Annotated in this window: 19 protein-coding genes and 3 tRNA genes; 14 read left to right on the top strand and 8 right to left on the bottom strand. The window is 54.1% G+C overall.

Annotated elements, in window-relative coordinates; translation table 11 throughout:
- The first annotated feature begins 255 nt into the window (after nucleotides 1-255).
- The gene (gene slyB, locus E0E17_RS15775; protein WP_130834948.1) at nucleotides 256-723 is read left to right on the top strand and encodes an outer membrane lipoprotein SlyB; all 468 of its coding nucleotides are present in this window, start codon (nucleotides 256-258) and stop codon (nucleotides 721-723) included.
- 44 nt (nucleotides 724-767) lie between these two features.
- Here the strand turns inward: slyB and slyA are convergent, their stop codons facing one another.
- The 5 genes from slyA to E0E17_RS15750 all read right to left on the bottom strand — a co-directional run bounded on the left by slyA (nucleotide 768) and on the right by E0E17_RS15750 (nucleotide 3,789).
- Entirely contained in the window at nucleotides 768-1,205 is a 438-nt protein-coding gene (gene slyA / locus E0E17_RS15770) for a transcriptional regulator SlyA (protein WP_130834947.1), read from the bottom strand.
- Nucleotides 1,206-1,352: 147 nt separating this feature from the next.
- A complete protein-coding gene (locus E0E17_RS15765) occupies nucleotides 1,353-1,820 on the bottom strand; it encodes a hypothetical protein (RefSeq protein ID WP_130834946.1) in 468 nt (155 codons plus the stop codon).
- A gap of 150 nt (nucleotides 1,821-1,970) precedes the next feature.
- Nucleotides 1,971-2,489 (bottom strand): superoxide dismutase family protein, encoded by a 519-nt coding sequence (gene sodC / locus E0E17_RS15760; RefSeq protein WP_130834945.1) that lies wholly within the window; start codon nucleotides 2,487-2,489, stop codon nucleotides 1,971-1,973.
- Between the two features lie 84 nt (nucleotides 2,490-2,573).
- The gene (locus E0E17_RS15755) at nucleotides 2,574-3,470 is read right to left on the bottom strand and encodes an aldo/keto reductase (protein ID WP_130834944.1); all 897 of its coding nucleotides are present in this window, start codon (nucleotides 3,468-3,470) and stop codon (nucleotides 2,574-2,576) included.
- A gap of 79 nt (nucleotides 3,471-3,549) precedes the next feature.
- Nucleotides 3,550-3,789, bottom strand: a complete 240-nt coding sequence (locus E0E17_RS15750; RefSeq protein ID WP_130834943.1) for a DUF1289 domain-containing protein — start codon at nucleotides 3,787-3,789, stop codon at nucleotides 3,550-3,552.
- Nucleotides 3,790-4,001: 212 nt separating this feature from the next.
- On the opposite strand from E0E17_RS15750, the gene E0E17_RS15745 reads away from it, so the two are divergent.
- From E0E17_RS15745 to rnt, 4 genes are all read left to right on the top strand, one after another.
- Nucleotides 4,002-4,598, top strand: coding sequence for a TetR/AcrR family transcriptional regulator (locus tag E0E17_RS15745; protein WP_130834942.1), 597 nt, complete (start codon nucleotides 4,002-4,004; stop codon nucleotides 4,596-4,598).
- 50 nt (nucleotides 4,599-4,648) lie between these two features.
- Nucleotides 4,649-5,746 (top strand): alkene reductase, encoded by a 1,098-nt coding sequence (locus tag E0E17_RS15740; protein WP_130834941.1) that lies wholly within the window; start codon nucleotides 4,649-4,651, stop codon nucleotides 5,744-5,746.
- 111 nt (nucleotides 5,747-5,857) lie between these two features.
- Complete coding sequence (gene gloA / locus E0E17_RS15735) at nucleotides 5,858-6,265, top strand: lactoylglutathione lyase (RefSeq protein WP_130834940.1); 408 nt, start codon at nucleotides 5,858-5,860, stop codon at nucleotides 6,263-6,265.
- Nucleotides 6,266-6,385: 120 nt separating this feature from the next.
- Nucleotides 6,386-7,054, top strand: coding sequence for a ribonuclease T (rnt, locus tag E0E17_RS15730; RefSeq protein WP_130834939.1), 669 nt, complete (start codon nucleotides 6,386-6,388; stop codon nucleotides 7,052-7,054).
- Nucleotides 7,055-7,095: 41 nt separating this feature from the next.
- Here the strand turns inward: rnt and E0E17_RS15725 are convergent, their stop codons facing one another.
- A complete protein-coding gene (locus E0E17_RS15725; protein ID WP_207302093.1) occupies nucleotides 7,096-7,431 on the bottom strand; it encodes a Grx4 family monothiol glutaredoxin in 336 nt (111 codons plus the stop codon).
- Nucleotides 7,432-7,801: 370 nt separating this feature from the next.
- On the opposite strand from E0E17_RS15725, the gene E0E17_RS15720 reads away from it, so the two are divergent.
- Both E0E17_RS15720 and purR read left to right on the top strand, forming a co-directional pair.
- Nucleotides 7,802-8,602, top strand: a complete 801-nt coding sequence (locus tag E0E17_RS15720; RefSeq protein ID WP_130834937.1) for a C40 family peptidase — start codon at nucleotides 7,802-7,804, stop codon at nucleotides 8,600-8,602.
- A gap of 398 nt (nucleotides 8,603-9,000) precedes the next feature.
- Nucleotides 9,001-10,026, top strand: a complete 1,026-nt coding sequence (gene purR / locus E0E17_RS15715) for an HTH-type transcriptional repressor PurR (protein ID WP_130834936.1) — start codon at nucleotides 9,001-9,003, stop codon at nucleotides 10,024-10,026.
- A 7-nt stretch (nucleotides 10,027-10,033) separates the two neighbouring features.
- Here purR and punR read toward each other — a convergent pair whose 3' ends face one another.
- A complete protein-coding gene (punR, locus tag E0E17_RS15710) occupies nucleotides 10,034-10,939 on the bottom strand; it encodes a DNA-binding transcriptional activator PunR (RefSeq protein ID WP_130834935.1) in 906 nt (301 codons plus the stop codon).
- Nucleotides 10,940-11,046: 107 nt separating this feature from the next.
- Here punR and punC point away from each other — a divergent pair, with 107 nt between their 5' ends.
- Nucleotides 11,047-12,261, top strand: coding sequence for a purine nucleoside transporter PunC (gene punC / locus E0E17_RS15705; protein ID WP_130834934.1), 1,215 nt, complete (start codon nucleotides 11,047-11,049; stop codon nucleotides 12,259-12,261).
- 287 nt (nucleotides 12,262-12,548) lie between these two features.
- A complete protein-coding gene (cfa, locus tag E0E17_RS15700; protein ID WP_130834933.1) occupies nucleotides 12,549-13,697 on the top strand; it encodes a cyclopropane fatty acyl phospholipid synthase in 1,149 nt (382 codons plus the stop codon).
- A 58-nt stretch (nucleotides 13,698-13,755) separates the two neighbouring features.
- Here cfa and E0E17_RS15695 read toward each other — a convergent pair whose 3' ends face one another.
- Nucleotides 13,756-14,406, bottom strand: a complete 651-nt coding sequence (locus E0E17_RS15695; protein ID WP_130834932.1) for a riboflavin synthase subunit alpha — start codon at nucleotides 14,404-14,406, stop codon at nucleotides 13,756-13,758.
- 201 nt (nucleotides 14,407-14,607) lie between these two features.
- Here E0E17_RS15695 and E0E17_RS15690 point away from each other — a divergent pair, with 201 nt between their 5' ends.
- From E0E17_RS15690 to pykF, 5 genes are all read left to right on the top strand, one after another.
- Nucleotides 14,608-15,981 (top strand): MATE family efflux transporter, encoded by a 1,374-nt coding sequence (locus E0E17_RS15690; RefSeq protein WP_130834931.1) that lies wholly within the window; start codon nucleotides 14,608-14,610, stop codon nucleotides 15,979-15,981.
- Between the two features lie 155 nt (nucleotides 15,982-16,136).
- Nucleotides 16,137-16,213: transfer RNA gene (locus E0E17_RS15685), tRNA-Val, on the top strand.
- A gap of 3 nt (nucleotides 16,214-16,216) precedes the next feature.
- Nucleotides 16,217-16,293, top strand: a tRNA-Val gene (locus tag E0E17_RS15680).
- A 10-nt stretch (nucleotides 16,294-16,303) separates the two neighbouring features.
- Nucleotides 16,304-16,380, top strand: a tRNA-Val gene (locus tag E0E17_RS15675).
- A gap of 338 nt (nucleotides 16,381-16,718) precedes the next feature.
- On the top strand, nucleotides 16,719-18,131 hold the full coding sequence (gene pykF, locus E0E17_RS15670) for a pyruvate kinase PykF (protein ID WP_130834930.1): 1,413 nt from the start codon (nucleotides 16,719-16,721) through the stop codon (nucleotides 18,129-18,131).
- Nucleotides 18,132-18,307 lie beyond the last annotated feature (176 nt).

Raw genomic sequence — 18,307 nt, 5'->3', positions numbered from 1 at the left:
AAGGGAGAGTCACCAGCAATAAGCCTGGCAAAGAATGCGATCTGATTCTATGATTACTTTCTGTTTTTATTACCTTTCTCCGCTTTTCCGTGGGAAAATAACCGCGCGCCGATTGAAGTCTTATTGAAGACCAGTAGTGTAAGCTGTTGCTGGCAACCTTTTATTCGGATAAAGATTAACTTACCAGGTTTGTGTCTTATACTCATCAGAGGATATGGCGATAAACATGGCGCATTTTTGATAAAGGAGTTTCTGATGATCAAGCGTTTAGCAGCCGTGGCACTGACGGGGTTTATGCTGGCAGGCTGTACCAATACCAGCACTCTTTCGGGTGATGTCTACAGTGCCAGTGAAGCCAAACAAGTACAGAGCGTGTCCTACGGTACGCTGGTATCTGTTCGTCCGGTTCAGATCCAGGGGGGCGATGAGAATAATGTGATTGGCGCTATTGGCGGTGCCGTACTGGGTGGTTTCCTCGGGAACACCATCGGTGGAGGCAGCGGTCGCAGTCTGGCTACCGCAGGCGGCGCGGTGTTAGGCGGCGTTGCCGGACAGGGTGTTCAGGGCGCGGTGAATAAAACGAACGGCGTCGAGCTCGAAATCCGTAAGGATGACGGTAACACCATTATGGTGGTGCAGAAACAGGACGCCAGCCGCTACTCAGTAGGCCAGCGTGTGGTTCTGGCCTCAAATGGCAGTCAGGTCACTGTGTCTCCGCGCTAAGGCAGCCAGCAACAAAAAACCGACGCCCGGGCGTCGGTTTTCTTTTATTTCTCTTTGTGCTGCAGGTCGAGGATATTTTTCTCCAGACGGGCAATAAGATTCACCATCTGATTAATTTCCTCACGACTGATGCCGGAGAGAATATCGTCCCGGGTGGCATCAATCACACTTTCCACTTTCTCAATAATAGGCTCAGCCTGGCGGGTCAGTTTGATGCGTTTCGCGCGGCGGTCGCTGGTGCAGGTGGAGCGGGTAATCAATCCCTTCTCTTCCAGCTGATCCAGGGTTCGCACCAGGGAGGGTTGCTCAATCCCGATGGCTTTCGCCAGCTGAATTTGCGACTGTTCCGGTGGCAATTGATGAATATTGTGCAAGGTTACCCAATGCGTCTGGGTCAGCTCCAGCGGCTTAAGGCGTTGATCAATTAACGCGCGCCAGATGCGTACCAGCCGAGCCAAATCCGTTCCAATAGGCGTATCCATTTTATCTCCTTATAATTATCTTGCTAGCTATCAACCCTGATTTTACACTATTTTGCGGCGTAACAGGACAAATTACAAATCGTCCGCTACTGGTATACGTCCTTTGCCCTTTGCGCTGCTGAAATAAAGATGCGAAGAAGGACATCTTTACTGACAATATTGCGCCTGCTGCCGTTCAAAATCATTATGAATCTGCTGAAGCGTTTTAAGATCCTGAAAGCGACTTTTATCTTGTGCTGATACCGGCTCGATCACCAGCGCTTTTTCACCCGGAGAAAAAATAAAGCGACGCGTAATCTCTTCGCCGGTGAAGTTTTTGCCCTTAATTTCGCCACACACCATGGTCATCGAATGCTGATAAATGCGGGTGCGGGTAAAGCTGGTTTCGGTTGAACTGCGCAGCACATGCTGACACTCCTGCGCTTCCAGCTGCTGCACGGTTTTTTTGCTCAGTCTTTCGCGTCCACGTGCAATCTGTTCACAGACACCACGCTGGGGATTCATGTCTATGGTGCGCTGCAGCTGATGGCCAGTTTCGGTTATCAGCTGGGTTTCATCCGGACGATCACATCCCGCCAACAGCAGACACAGTATCAGCGCGCCCGTTTTCTTCATTTCTTCTTCCTTTGTCCCGCTTAATAACACCCTTCCTGTCAATTATCAATATCATAGGCCTGAACGGCCCGGGATGATATAGCCCACAGGTAAACAGAAACCGGATCGCGAAAAAATGTGCAGGGAGGCCAACGGGCCTCCCCTGGCTGATTAAATCACACCACAGGCAAAACGCCCACCGCCACCGCCGAGCGGTAATGGCTTATCCTCATGGTTATCTCCCCCCACATGAACCATCAACGCTTTCCCCTTAATTTCACTGATATTTTTCAGACGCGGCGCCAGAACCGGATAGGTTGACTCGCCTTCCGCGTTGACATAAAGGGCCGGGAGATCGCCAAGATGGCCGTTACGGTAAGGTCCGGCATGCTTCCGGGTATTGGCGGGGTCAAGATGGCCCCCTGCGGCGCCAGCAGCGACGATTTTGCCTTCGGATACGCCCGGTTCACAGCTGCCTTTCGCATGCACGTGAAAACCGTGAATGCCTGGCGGTAAACCGTGCAACCGGGGCGTAAACTGCAGCCCGTAAGGCGTTTCGTCAATTTTTATCGTGCCAATAGCCGCACCTTTGCCTTCTACCGTCACCTGATGGAGCTGGATCTCGGTGGTAGCAGCATGTGCGCCCATGCAAACGCATAGCGCGGCGGCGAGAGTGAATAAGCGTTTCATAGCATCACCTTTGACTTCACAGAATTTCCTTTAAGCCTGGATCGCTTTTATCCGCTTCGCCTGGTTTTAACCCGGTTTTGCGCTTCAGGGCACATCAAAACCCAGCGCTGCCTTACGGATACGAAACCACTGCTGACGATCCAACTGCAGCGACGCGGCATCTGCCGCTTCCCGCACCCGTTCTGCTTTCCCGGAGCCGATGATTGGCAAGGGACAGGAAGGCAGCTTCATTATCCAGGCATAGACCACCTGCTCCAGCGAAGTGGCGCCAGTCTCTTCTTTGATCAAGGTAAGTTCATCGCGCAGCGGCTGATAATGGGGATCAGAGAACAGACGGCCGCCGCCAAGACATGACCAGGCCATCGGCCGAATACGCAGCTGCTGGCACTGATCCAGGGTGCCATCCAGCAAAGTGCTTTGTTGTACCGGCGAAATTTCTACCTGATTGGTGACCAGGGTGAACGGCAGCCGCGACTGCAGCAGCGCATACTGCGCCGGAGTGAAGTTAGACACGCCAAAGTGCAGCACTTTGCCGCTTTTATGCAGCGAGAGAAAGGCTTCCGCCACCTCATCCGCCGCCATCAGCGGATCGGGGCGATGAATTAACAGTAGATCGAGCCGATCGGTAGCGAAGTGACGCAGTGAATTTTCTGCGCTGGCGACAATATGCGTCTGGCTGGTGTTGTAGTGGCCTATCTGATGCTCTGGTTTTGCACGTGTCGCAATGCCGCACTTGGTGACAATCTGCAGTTTTTCCCGCAGCCCTGGCGCCCGGCGCAGCGCCTGGCCAAAAGTGGCTTCACAGCGGTAATCGCCGTAAATATCGGCATGATCGACCGTGGTGATCCCGAGCTCAAGGTGATGCTCAATAAAGGCCAGCAGCTGATCGGGTGTCATGCCCCACTCCATCAGACGCCAGTAACCCATTACAAAATCGGAAAAGACCGGCCCCTGCGGGGCGATGGGCGAAGCTTGTCGCATAGCAATACTCCCTGTTATTACGTTAAGGCGAGGTAAGGTGTCAGGGAGTATAACGGAAAGTGCAGGAGTAAATGTTTGATCAAAACAGCGAAGGCTGCTCAGGCGTATCGGTCGGGTCCTCTTTACCGTGCCGCTGCAGACGCAGCCAGCGCTGACGGCACAGCCTCAGCACCTCACGTTTTTGCGCATCGCTGTAACGCATCCAGTTAAAGCGTTCTTCCCGGCTGCGCAGGCAGCCACGGCAGTAGCCACGGGCATCGCTCTGGCAGATCCCCCGGCAGGGACTGGGAACAGGAAAAAATTCAAGTTGTTCGGCCACCTTGACTCCCGGAGAAAAATTTCAGGGTTATGCCGTCAGCTTAGCCTGTCTGCGCCAGGTTTAAACCCCGTAAGCGCAAAAGCGTGCCCGTTTTCGCCTCTTTTCTCACCTGTCTGCACATCCGGGCGGATTCCTGCGCTGGCTTATCCTTTTGTGCCAGAGTGGGTGCGCGAACTTGCAACCGACCAGTCGGTCTATTACGCTGCATCACTATGAACAAAACGCTGCAACGTAACGAAACCCGTGAACATCTGCTGGCTACCGGCGAGCAGCTCTGCCTGCAACGGGGTTTTACCGGTATGGGTCTCAGTGAACTGTTAGCCCTGGCAAAGGTGCCGAAAGGCTCTTTCTATCACTATTTCCCGTCAAAAGAGGCGTTCGGTGTTGCACTGCTCGAACGCTACTTTGACCACCATCTGCGAGAGATTCAGCAGCAGCTGAGCGTGGAAGACGTTTCGCCACGGGAACGCCTGCTGCAGCACTTTCGTTACGCTGAAACGCTGTTCCGCCAGCAGGGACATATTGTCGGCTGTCTGGGAGTAAAGCTCTCAGCTGAAGTGTGCGATCTTTCTGAGCCGATGCGCAACGCGCTGCAGCAAGGGGCCAGCCGTACCATGGCGGTGTATGCCCGCGCCCTTGAGCAGGCACAGCAGCAGGAAGAAATTTCCCGGCATTACGCGGCACCGCAGCTGGCAGAGCTGCTTTACCTGTTATGGCTTGGCGCCAGCCTGCAGAGCAAAATTTCGCGTGAGGCTGGTTCGCTGACTCTCGCACTACACGCTATCGAACAACTGCTGACGCAGCAGTAATTAAAAAAACGCCAGTTTCAAGACGACTGGTCTATTTTTTAGGAGTACTAATGGCAAGCACTGAGCTTTTCCGTCCGTTACAGGTGGGCGCAATCAGCGTACCCAACCGTATTTTTATGGCACCCCTGACGCGTCTGCGCAGCATTGAGCCGGGCGATATCCCCACTCCGCTGATGGGCGAATATTATCGTCAACGCGCCAGTGCGGGGCTGATTATCACAGAAGCGACGCAGGTCTCTTTCCAGGCAAAAGGCTATGCGGGCGCGCCGGGGCTGCACACCGCAGAGCAGATCGCTGCATGGAAAAACATCAACGAAGGCATTCACCAGGCGGGGGGGCACAGCGCTGTCCAGCTGTGGCACACTGGCCGCATTTCCCACAGCTCGCTGCAGCCGGAAGGCCGGGCGCCGGTCGCGCCTTCTGCAATCTCCGCCGGTACGCGCACTTCGCTGCGCGATGCGCAGGGCCAGACTTACCGTGAAGAGACCTCTATGCCGCGCGAACTGAGCGTAGCGGAAATCAGACAGATCGTGGCTGATTTTGGTCAGGCAGCAATTAACGCACGTGAAGCGGATTTTGATCTGCTGGAACTGCACTCTGCGCATGCCTACCTGATGCACCAGTTCCTGTCGCCCTCCTCTAACCAGCGTACCGATGAGTATGGCGGCAGCCTGGAAAAACGCGCGCGTTTCCCGCTGGAAGTGGTTGACGCCGCGATTGCCGGCTGGTCTGCCGATCGTATCGGCATTCGTCTCTCCCCCATCGGCGTCTTCCAGAATCTGGATAATGGCCCGGACGAAGAGGAAGCGGCGCTCTGGCTGATTGGCGAACTGGCAAAGCGTAAACTGGCCTATCTGCATCTCTCCGAACCCGACTGGGCGGGCGGCCAGCCTTACAGCGAGGCATTCCGCCAGAAAGTACGCGCGCTGTTCCCTGGCGTGATTATCGGCGCCGGCGCTTACACGGTGGAAAAAGCGCAGGATCTGATCGCGCGCGGCCTGATCGATGCGGTCGCCTTTGGTCGTGATTTTATTGCTAACCCCGATCTGGTTGAGCGTCTGCGTCAGGATGCACCGCTGAATGAACAGCGTCCGGAAAGTTTTTATGGCGGTGGCGCGGAAGGCTACACCGACTATCCGACCCTGTGATCTCTGCTGTCGTAACCGAGTGTTACGACAGCGATTATTCTTTCCGGGGTTTCCTCGCTATACTTACCCCTTGTGCGATTTACAGATAACAATTTAATAAAAGAGGATGTTATGCGTTTACTTCACACCATGCTGCGCGTAGGCGATCTGCAACGTTCCATCGATTTCTATACACGTGTTCTCGGCATGCGTCTGCTGCGTCAGAGCGAAAACGCCGAATATAAATATACGCTGGCGTTTGTCGGTTATACCGAAGAGAGTGAAGGTGCGGTGATTGAGCTGACCTATAACTGGGGCGTAGAGAGTTACGATCTGGGCAACGCTTATGGTCATATTGCGCTGGGAGTCGATGATGTTGCTGCCACCTGCGATCGTATCCGTCAGGCGGGTGGTAAAGTCACGCGTGAAGCGGGCCCGGTAAAAGGCGGTAGCACGGTGATTGCGTTTGTTGAAGATCCGGACGGTTATAAAATCGAGCTGATCGAAAACAAACACGCAGGCCATGGCCTCGGCAACTAAATTTGCTGCATCAGCCTGTCCCTTCAGGACAGGCTGTTCTCTGCATTATCCCTTCTCTGCTGCACCGCCCGCCAATTTTTGCCATAATGCGCGCTGCCTTATTCCACCAATGAGATACTGATGTCCGAATCGAATCAACAGAACGCGCTGCATCAACGCTTCCGTGGCTTTTATCCTGTCGTTATTGATGTAGAAACGGCGGGCTTTAATGCGCAAACCGATGCGCTGCTGGAAATCGCCGCCGTCACGCTGAAAATGGATGAGGAGGGTTGGTTACATCAGGACCAAACGCTGCATTTTCACGTCGAGCCTTTCGCCGGTGCCATTCTCAATCCTGAAGCCCTGGCGTTTAACGGTATCGATCCCGGCAACCCTTTACGCGGCGCGGTCAGCGAATATGAAGCGCTGCACGCGATCTTTAAGCTGGTGCGTAAAGGGATCAAGGATAGCGGCTGCAACCGCGCCATTATGGTGGCCCATAATGCGACCTTCGATCTCAATTTTATGATGGCGGCAGCGGGACGTGCCGGACTGAAGCGCAACCCCTTCCATCCTTTCGCCACCTTTGATACTGCCGCATTAAGCGGTCTGGTACTGGGACAGACGGTACTGGCGAAGGCATGTAAAGCGGCCGGTATGGATTTTGACAGCACCCAGGCCCATTCGGCGCTGTATGATACCGAGCAGACCGCAACGCTGTTTTGCGAACTGGTGAATCGCTGGAAACGTCTGGGTGGCTGGCCCTTGCCCTTTGCAGAAGAGCCGGTGACCCAGGAAAGTGCAGAATAAGCGCGACGGGTAAAAGGCCGACATAATGCCGGCCTTTGCTGTTACTCCGCTTCTTTATGTTTTTCCGCGGTTTCTTTGATGATCTGCTGCAATTCGCCGCGCTGGAACATTTCTACAATGATATCGCAACCGCCAACCAGCTCGCCATCGACCCACAGCTGAGGGAAGGTCGGCCAGTTAGCATATTTCGGCAGCTCAGCACGAATATCAGGATTTTGCAGAATATCGACATAAGCGAAGCGCTCGCCACAGGCAGAGAGTGCCTGTACCGCCTGCGCAGAGAAGCCGCAGCTGGGCAGCTTCGGTGAACCTTTCATGTACAGCAGAATCGGATTTTCTGCGATCTGGCGCTGAATTTTTTCAACAGTACTCATAATTGCCTTCCTTAATTCCTAACTTCGTGTTTGTTTATTGTAGCGGCTTCACCCTGACACTGAAAACGACATTTTGCACCGGAAACCGCATACCGCCCTCTTTGCTAAGTCAGCGCCGGGCTTAATACATTTTCATCTTATTTACAGGTATGAATCAATTAATACTCTGTAATATTTTTGTTGGCTTAAGCGCCTGAAATTGTTTATTTTCGCCGCAAAGGCTCCCGGGTAAGGGCTTCGCTAAAAAAGACCTTACCTTTTACAAAAAATCTGGATTAGAATTGCTTCGACCCTGATCGCGGATCAGATTATTCCAACTTCATCGCGCCAGATTTTGCTGTTTATGATCGGGCGCTGAGCATGTAACCGGACTATGCGTTTACTGATTACGCTTTTTATACTGGCCATTGCGCAACTGTTCTTTAATGTCGCTTCTGCCTCACCGCAGGCGCCAGTGACTGCCAGTTTGCCCAAGGCGGAGAAAAAAAGTGCGCGCGCTGATGAGCGACGCAAACGACGTCCCGTTAAAGCCTCGGTGAAAAAGTCACGCGCTGAGCCCGTGCAGAAGAGTAAGGTTAAAAAAGCAAAACCCCTGCAAGCCGCTACGCTGCATACGGTCAGCAAAAAGCAGACCGCTGTACGCCATAAGAGCAGCGAGAAAAAGCTCGCCGCCACCGGCAAACACTACGGTAAGGCGCGTAAAGGGAAAGTCCGCGCGACGGAGACCCTTGCGCCGATCAAAATGAGCAAGGCGCACCGTTTACGCTACCAGAAGGCACGTGAAACCGCGATGAATAAGCTGATGGGGCAGCTGGGCAAACCCTATCAGTGGGGCGGCACGTCACCACGCACCGGTTTCGACTGCAGTGGCCTGGTGTGGTACGCCTATAAAGATGTGGTGAAATTTAAAATCCCGCGCACCGCGAACGAGATGTATCAGTTGCGCGATGCGGCTCCGGTGAAGCGCGAAGCGCTGGAGAAAGGCGATCTGGTCTTTTTCCGCATTAATAACCGCGGCGCGGCAGATCATGTTGGCGTCTATCTGGGGAATGGCAAGTTTATTCAGTCGCCGCGCACCGGCAAAGATATTCAGATTAGCGCGTTGGGCGAAGAGTACTGGCAACGGCACTACGTGGGCGCGCGACGGGTGATGACGCCCAAAACCATTCGCTAAAGATCAATCTGGCCGGGCTTGCCCGGCTTTTTGTTGCGCAACAGACCAGGGGCATGAAGCGCACACCTTAAACTTCACGCCTGGCCCACCAGAATACCCCATGCCGCTGAGCATTAAGTGCGCTACCCGCCAGCAAAGTTAATCAATTTGCCCTTTTTCCCCCTGGCCTTTGGTAAAAATCTCGTTTTATCAGATTAGCCTTGCTAGAATTCGCCCTTTCGTTGCGCAACCATTGCGACGCTGTCTCGTCCGCTGCTTTCCCTTAGACGTCCCCTGTCGTCAGAAAGTCAATTCACAGGCAATAAAGCATGTCAAAAGGCTGGCAACACCCTGAGCGGACGCAAACGTTTAACATTATGCTTATCAGCAACTTGAGATAGGCCGGGAGTACTCTTTTCATGGCAACAATTAAAGATGTGGCCAAACGCGCCGGTGTTTCCACCACCACCGTTTCACACGTCATCAATAAAACGCGTTTCGTTGCGGAAGAGACGCGTAACGCTGTCTGGGAAGCGATCAAAGAACTGCACTATTCACCCAGCGCGGTTGCCCGCAGCCTGAAAGTGAATCACACCAAAACGCTGGGACTGCTGGCCACCTCCAGCGAAGCTCCCTATTTCGCCGAGATTATCGAGGCGGTAGAAAACCACTGCTTTGAGCGCGGCTACACCCTGATTCTGGGGAATGCCCATAACGATCTGCAGAAGCAGCGCGCCTATTTATCGATGATGGCGCAAAAGCGCGTCGATGGCCTGCTGGTGATGTGTTCCGAATACCCTGATGATCTGCTGAAAATGCTGGAAGAGAACCGCAATATTCCTATGGTGGTGATGGACTGGGGCGAATCGCGCGGGGACTTTACCGATACCGTGCTGGATAATGCGTTCGAGGGCGGCTACCTGGCCGGACGCTATCTGATTGAGCGCGGTCATCGTGACATCGGTGCCATTCCCGGTCAGATGGAGCGCAACACCGGCGGCGGACGTCATGCCGGCTTTGTTAAAGCCCTGAGCGAGGCGGGTATCGAATTGCGCCCGGAGTGGACGGTACAGGGCGACTTTGAGCCAGAATCGGGTTATCAGGCGATGCAAAAGATTCTGTCGCAGAAACAGCGTCCGACGGCGGTATTTTGCGGCGGCGACATTATGGCGATGGGGGCGATTTGCGCAGCCGACGAGGCTGGCCTGCGGGTGCCACAGGACATCTCTGTGATTGGCTATGATAACGTACGCAACGCCCGCTACTTTACCCCGGCGCTGACTACCGTACATCAGCCGAAAGCGCAGCTGGGCGAGAAAGCGCTGGAGATGCTGCTGGACCGTATCACCAGTAAGCGGGAAGAGCCCCAGACCATTGAAGTGCACCCTACGTTAATTGAGCGCCGTTCCGTGGCGGATGGCCCCTTCCGCGATTATCGTCGTTAACCCCGGCTTAACCTTCGCTCAGCCACTCCTGATTCAGCGTTTGCGCATCACCCAGATAGTTTAACAGCCAGCTGAGCGCAGGAGAGGCGCGCTGTTCTGACCAGCTGACGCAGCAGGGACTTTCCGGAAAGGGGTCCGGCAGCGTCAGCTCACTCAGTTCCCCGGCCAGCAGCAGCGGTCTGGCCAGATGCCCCGGTACCATCGCGACGCACAGGCCCGCCAGCAGGCAATCCAGCCCGGTTTGCCAGTCAGGCACCACCAGCCGCCGCTGATTATCCAGCGTCCATGTGATGCGGCGCGGCAGCGCGCGCGAAGTATCTTCCAGCACCAGCGACGGCCAGGCGCGCAAGGCGTCATCTTCAATCTTTGTCAGCTGCGCCAGCGGATGCCCGCTTTTCACCACACAACGCCAGTTCAGCGCGCCCATATCGCGAAAGGCAAAGCGTCCGCCTACCGGAATCGCCTGTGTCGCGCCGATCGCTACATCCACACGGCCGTCCGCCAGCGCATCCCAGACGCCGTTGAACACCTCATAGCTGATCAGCAGCTCCATATCGGGAAAGAGACGATAAAAATCTTTCACCAGTTGCCGCGTACGGTCGGGCTTTACAATCCGATCAATGGCGATGCTCAGCTGGCCGCGCCAGCCGTTCGCCAGCTGCTGACACTGGCGGCGTGTAGCAAGCATTTTTTTGATAACAGTGCGCCCTTCGCGCACAAAATGCTCCCCGGCTGCGGTCAGGACCACTTCGCGATGCTGACGTTCAAACAGCGACACCGCCAGCCACTCCTCCAGCTGGCGCACCGTATAGCTGACCGCCGAGGGCACGCGGTGCAGCTCCTGGGCCGCCGCGCTGAAGCTGCCATTGCGGGCGACTGCATCCACCACTTCCAGACTGTATTCAGACCACATAGGTTCCCTTCAAAAATTTTCACAGCAACCTGCAAATATTAGCGTTTCACAAGGCGCCTCGCATCCTTTTACACTCAGCAGCGTTTAATTCTGGCTTCGGGGAACATATGCTGAATTCAAAAGGATTTCTTCTCTATCTGGCCGTGCTGAGTATGCTCGGCTTTCTGGCTACCGATATGTATTTGCCCGCTTTCGGCGCGATGCAACACGATTTTCATAGCGAACCCGGCACCATCAGCGCCAGCCTGAGCCTGTTTCTCGCCGGTTTTGCCTGCGCACAGCTGATTTGGGGGCCGCTCTCCGATCGCATTGGCCGCAAGCCGGTTCTGCTTAGTGGCCTGCTACTGTTTGCTGTCAGCTGTGGCGCAATGCTGTGGGTGACTGATGTCTGGCTGATGCTGGCGCTGCGTTTTCTGCAGGCCGTGGGCGTCTGTGCGGCGGCGGTCAGCTGGCAGGCGCTGGTGGTTGATCGTTATCCGCAGGCGCAGGCCAACAAAGTCTTTGCCACCATTATGCCGCTGGTGGCACTGTCACCCGCACTGGCTCCGCTGCTGGGCGCCTGGCTGCTCAGCCACTTCTCCTGGCGCGCCATTTTTCTTGTGCTGCTGCTGGTGACGCTGGTGCTGATCGCGGCTACGCTGCGTTTACGGGTCAAGCAGGAAAAAAGTAAAGTGACAGGGTCACAACTCAGCTTTTTTACCCTGCTCCGCTCCGGCGTCTATAGCGGTAACGTGCTGATCTATGCCGCCTGCTCCGCCAGTTTTTTCGCCTGGCTGACCGGCTCGCCCTTTATTCTGGCAAATATCGGGCTGTCGCCCGCCGATATCGGACTCAGCTACGTACCACAAACCATCGCTTTTCTGACGGGTGGCTTTGGCTGCCGCGCGCTGCTGACCCGCTTTAGCGGCACCCGGCTGTTACCCTGGCTGCTGGCGCTGTACAGTCTGAGCATTCTGGGCCTGTTTACTGTCGCATCAGGCGAGGCGACGGGGCTGATGGCGCTGTTACTGCCCTTCTGCGGCATGGCGCTGGCGAACGGCGCTATTTACCCGATTGTTGTTTCCAGCGCGCTGTTACCTTTCCCGCAGGCCAGCGGCAAAGCGGCTGCCTTACAAAATATGTTGCAGCTTGGCCTCTGTTTTCTGGCCAGCACGCTGGTCTCATCCGGTATTACGCAGCCCCTCAGAGTAACTACCACGGTAATGCTGGCGACCATCGTACTGGCGTTGACGGGTTACGTTGTGCAACGTCGCGCCAGTATTTGTGCTGGTAAGACCTCATCCGCTACCCAATGCGGGGATAATCCGCAAAGCACGATTTGATTAGCAACCTAACAATAAATCATTGAATCTCACTGAGAGTGGGCATATACTCACTCTCACTAAGAATATTTCATTAAATCAATAACATAGTACCATTTTTTTAGCGGCCCTGTCGCCAGGATAGTGCCTGCGCGCTATTCTTCCTGTTGGGCTGGAATTTTTTTCAGATTCAATCCTCTGTAAAACGTCGAAAATCAGACCCACGGCTTGCCGTGAGTTTTCTCACAACCCTTGAGAAATTGACTATTCTTTTCTCAGGTTCAGATTGGACAGGTGATGGAGAAACTATGAGTTCATCGTGTATAGAAGAAGTGAGCCTTGAAGAAAACCATTGGTATCGCATCGCCCATGAAATGCTGGAAAAGGCGGATATCGAAATAAATGGTAGCCGTCCCTGGGATATCCAGGTCAAGAACCCGGACTTTTTTAAGCGTGTTTTACAGGAAGGTTCGCTCGGTCTGGGCGAAAGCTATATGGATGGCTGGTGGGAATGCGAGCGTCTCGATATGTTTTTCAGTCGGGTATTAAAGCATAAACTCGATGAGCAACTTCCCCACCACTTTAAAGATACGTTACGCATTGCAGCGGCGCGTTTAACTAACCTGCAGTCGAAAAAACGCGCCTGGATCGTCGGTAAGGAGCACTACGATTTAGGTAACGACCTGTTCTCGCTGATGCTGGATCCTTATATGCAGTACTCTTGCGGCTACTGGAAAGAAGCGCAAACGCTGGAGCAGGCGCAGGAAGCCAAACTGGATATGATCTGCCGTAAACTCCATCTGTCGCCCGGAATGTCGCTGCTGGATATTGGTTGCGGCTGGGGCGGCCTGGCAGAGTTTGCCGCCCGTCATTACGGCGTGAAGGTGCATGGTGTCACTATCTCTGCCGAGCAGCAAAAAATGGCGCAGGAGCGCTGTGAAGGCTTAGATGTCACCATTCTCCTGCAGGATTACCGCGACCTGGACTTGCAGTTTGATCGCATCGTTTCGGTTGGCATGTTTGAGCATGTCGGCCCCAAAAACTATGCCACCTATTTTGATGTGGTTGACCGCAATTTAAAACCAGACGGTATTTTCCTGTTGCATACTATCGGTGCGATTAAAACCGATATGAATGTTGATCCCTGGATCAATAAATATATTTTCCCTAACGGCTGTCTGCCTTCGGTACGTCATATCGCTGAAGCCAGCGAGCCGCATTTTATTATGGAAGACTGGCATAACTTTGGCGTGGATTACGATACCACGCTGATGGCGTGGCATGAGCGCTTTCTGCAGGCCTGGCCGCAGCTGGCAGAGAAATATGGCGAACGCTTTAAACGCATGTTCGTCTACTATCTCAACGCCTGTGCCGGCGCTTTCCGGGCGCGTGACATTCAGCTGTGGCAAGTGGTATTTAGCCGCGGCGTGGAAGGCGGATTACGCGTGCCGCGTTAATCTGGTCGGATACAAAAAAGGCGCTACGGCGCCTTTTTTAGCGGCTCCCTGCCCGCCTTTATTCCGGCTTTGTTTCCTGCAAAGTCTGCATTGCCGTCGCTTCGCGCTGGGCCAGCACCCGTTCCACAGTATCCACAATCGCCTGGGTATGCGGATCGATCTCAATATTCACTCTGTCGCCCAGCTTTTTCGCCCCCAGCGTGGTGCGCTCCAGGGTTTCCGGGATCAGGTGCACACAGAATTTGCTTTTGGTCACGTCACCCACGGTCAGGCTGATACCATCGATGCCGATAAAACCTTTATGCAGAATATATTTCATCTGCGTGACGTCCTGGATTTTAAACCACACTTCGCGGTTATTTTCCGACTGAATAATTTTGCAGATTTCAGCAGTGGTCATAATATGACCCGACATCAGATGACCACCGATCTCATCACTGAATTTCGCCGCGCGTTCAATATTGACGATATCACCCGGCTGTAAATCGCCCAGATTAGTGATACGCAGCGTCTCTTTAATTAAATCAAAACTGACCCGATCGCCATCAATGGCAGTAACCGTCAGGCAGCAACCGTTATGGGCCACCGAAGCGCCCAGCGCCAGCCCCGGCAACAGCGCCTCAGGCAATTTTACCACGTGGGTACGAAACAGTTGTTTTTCCTCAATGGACACAATTTCTGCAGTGCCCTGCACAATACCTGTAAACATAATCGACGCCTCTGCCATTTTTGCTTTAGTTTAACACAGCCCGCGGCCATTTTATTTTACCGGTAAATGGCGCTTTACATTTGCAGAGAAAATAACCTTCTGTCAGTCGTTGGCGAAACGGGCTGGCCCCGTTACACTATGTTGCTCTTTCCAGGGGATTTTTCCCCGCACCCTTCTTTTTAAATGAATACAGGTGTATACGTGCAGAAGTATTTAACAGAAGCGCGTCAACTGCTGGCTCTCGCGATCCCGGTGATCATTGCGCAGGTGGCGCAAACGGCGATGGGTTTTGTGGATACCATTATGGCCGGGGCGGTCAGCGCGACGGATATGGCCGCCGTCGCGGTCGGGACCTCCGTCTGGCTGCCTGCCATTTTATTTGGCCATGGTTTAATCCTCGCGTTGACGCCCACCGTGGCGCAATTTAACGGTTCAGGTCGCCGCGATCGTATCGCCGAACAGGTGCGCCAGGCCTACTGGCTCGCCTTTTTCGTCGCCCTGCTGATTATGGTGGTGTTGTGGAATGCGGCTTTCCTGATCCGCTCGATGCACGATATCGACCCGCGCCTGGCAGATAAGGCGGAGGGCTATCTACATGCGCTGCTGTGGGGGGCTCCCGGCTATCTGTTCTTTCAGGTGGCGCGTAACCAGTGCGAAGGGCTGGCGAAAACCAAACCGGCCATGGTGCTGGGCTTTCTCGGGCTGCTGGTCAATATTCCGCTGAATTACATCTTTATTTATGGTCACTTCGGCATGCCAGCCCTGGGCGGCGTAGGCTGCGGCGTAGCTACCGCCTCGGTTTACTGGGTGATGTTTATTGTGATGCGCTACTGGGTAAGTCGCATGGGCAGTATGCACGATATCCATCTTGAGAGTCGCTGGTCTCCGCCGTCACGCTCTATTCTCTGGCGCCTCTTTTCCCTCGGGTTGCCGGTGGCGCTGGCGCTCTTTTTTGAGGTGACCTTGTTTGCCGTGGTGGCGCTGCTGGTGTCACCACTGGGTATCGTGAATGTTGCCGGCCACCAGATCGCCCTTAACTTCAGCTCGCTGATGTTTGTGTTGCCGCTGTCGCTGGCCGTCGCTACCACTATTCGTGTGGGATACCGTCTGGGTCAGGGGTCGGCAGAAAATGCGCGTATCGCCGCCTGGACCGCGCAAGGGGTAGGTATCAGCATGGCGGCGATTACCGCCCTGTTCACCATAGCTTTCCGTCACCAGATCGCCCTGCTCTATAACGATAATCCGGCCGTGGTGACGCTGGCGGCCCAGCTGATGCTGCTGGCCGCGATTTATCAGTTCTCCGACGCTATTCAGGTGATTGGCAGTGGCATTTTGCGCGGCTATAAAGATACGCGCTCAATCTTTTTTATTACCTTTACCGCTTATTGGGTGCTGGGACTTCCCAGCGGCTATATTCTGGCGCTGACCGACTGGGTTTTCCCGCCGCTCGGCCCCGCCGGTTTCTGGTGCGGTTTTATCATTGGCCTGACCTCGGCGGCGATCCTGATGATCTGGCGTATCCGACGTCTGCAACGCCTGCCAGCCCAGGTGATCCTGAGTCGGGCGGCACGCTAAGTCGCTGAGCGGACCTGAAAAGGTTCGCTCAGCGACGAAAAAAGCAGCCGATAGCGCAGTTGCTGGTCAGTCATCACGAAAAAAGCATTTTTCCCCTTGCCAGTCTCACGGCGTGCCGTTAATATTCGTCCCCGCTGTCACTCTGACAGCGCGTTGCGTTCTTAGCTCAGTTGGTTAGAGCACCACCTTGACATGGTGGGGGTCGATGGTTCGAGTCCATTAGAACGCACCATGTGCGTCCGTAGCTCAGTTGGTTAGAGCACCACCTTGACATGGTGGGGGTCGGTGGTTCGAGTCCACTCGGACGCACCAGGTTTTTTATGCGTTCTTAGCTCAGTTGGTTAGAGCACCACCTTGACATGGTGGGGGTCGATGGTTCGAGTCCATTAGAACGCACCACTCTCTGCTTCCCGTTGCGCAACTTTTGTATATCCCCTGACTGCTTTTTCTGTTCTCTGCTTTTTAATTGGTTTTCGCACACTTAGCGACTATACTAGCGCCCGTTGTTTTACTTGAAAGGTTTCAGCGATAGCGTGCTTATGGTGTTAACTCCTAAAATTTGCGCAACACCGCCCCGGTTATCCGCCATAACCGTACAACTTCCGCTGCACGCTCAGTCTTCGTCACCTATCCTTACTCTGTACCATTCGTTTCGATACCTGAAAGAATTTTTATTTCGATGCCGTGGCATCGAATCCAGACCTTTATCATCCATCACAACTTACAGATAACCTGTCATGAAAAAGACCAAGATCGTTTGTACTATCGGTCCGAAAACCGAATCTGAAGAGATGCTGACTCAACTGCTTGAAGCCGGCATGAATGTTATGCGTCTCAACTTCTCGCACGGTGATTACGCCGAACATGGCCAGCGCATTAAGAATATGCGTGCGGTGATGGAAAAAACCGGTCGTCAGGCAGCCATCCTGCTGGACACCAAAGGCCCGGAAATCCGCACCATGAAGCTGGAAGGCGGTAACGACGTTTCGCTGAAAGCGGGCCAGACCTTTACCTTTACCACCGACCAGAGCGTGATCGGCAACAATGAACGCGTTGCGGTGACCTACGCTGGCCTGACTGAAGATCTGAAAATCGGCAACACCGTGCTGGTGGATGATGGTCTGATCGGCATGGAAGTGACCGAAGTGACTGAGCATACCGTGGTCTGTAAAGTGCTCAACAATGGCGACCTTGGCGAGAACAAAGGCGTTAACCTGCCGGGCGTCTCTATCCAGCTGCCAGCCCTCGCGGAAAAAGATAAGCGCGACCTGATTTTCGGTTGTGAGCAGGGTGTCGATTTTGTCGCTGCCTCCTTTATCCGTAAACGCTCTGACGTGCTGGAAATTCGCGAACACCTGAAACAGCACGGCGGCGAACATATTCAGATCATCTCTAAAATCGAGAACCAGGAAGGTCTGAACAACTTTGACGAGATCCTCGACGCCTCTGACGGCATCATGGTTGCCCGTGGCGACCTGGGTGTGGAAATCCCGGTTGAAGAAGTGATCTTCGCGCAGAAAATGATGATCGAGAAGTGTAACAAGGCTCGTAAAGTGGTGATCACCGCCACCCAGATGCTCGACTCGATGATTAAAAACCCGCGCCCTACCCGTGCAGAAGCCGGTGACGTGGCGAACGCCATTCTGGATGGCACCGACGCCGTGATGCTGTCTGGCGAGAGCGCTAAAGGCCGTTATCCGCTGGAAGCGGTGACCATTATGGCCACCATCTGTGAGCGTACCGATCGCGTGATGAAATCCCGTATCGATACCCTGAATGACAGCCGTAAGCTGCGTATCACCGAGGCAGTGTGCCGTGGTGCGGTTGAGACCGCCGAGAAGCTGGAAGCGCCGCTGATTGTGGTTGCCACTGAAGGCGGTAAGTCTGCCAAGTCAGTACGTAAATATTTCCCGAACGCCACCATTCTGGCGCTGACCACCAATAAAACCACCGCTCGTCAGCTGATCCTGAGCAAAGGGATTGAAACGCGTCTGGTGACTGAAATTGCCTCTACCGATGATTTCTACCGTATCGGTAAAGAAGCGGCACTGGAAAGCGGTTACGGCCAGAAAGGTGATGTCGTGGTAATGGTATCCGGTGCGCTGGTACCAAGCGGAACCACAAATACCGCCTCCGTACACGTGCTTTAATTACATCCATTGGATATTTCGTAGCGCCCTTAACGGGCGCTTTTTTTTATTTCCCTTTACGCCGAAAGCCAGAATTTTCCAATCGAAAATAACTATCTAAGCCCTGCCGGGATTAAGGTTAATCCGATTAAATCCCCCTGTTTTCGCTAAATTTTTTCACCTATCGCATTGAAACG

It is taken from the genome of [Erwinia] mediterraneensis (assembly GCF_900604315.1).
In the GTDB taxonomy this organism is placed as follows: domain Bacteria; phylum Pseudomonadota; class Gammaproteobacteria; order Enterobacterales; family Enterobacteriaceae; genus Pantoea; species Pantoea mediterraneensis_A.
Note: the sequence above shows the minus strand (reverse complement) of the source record. Positions and strands in the feature narration are given on the sequence as shown.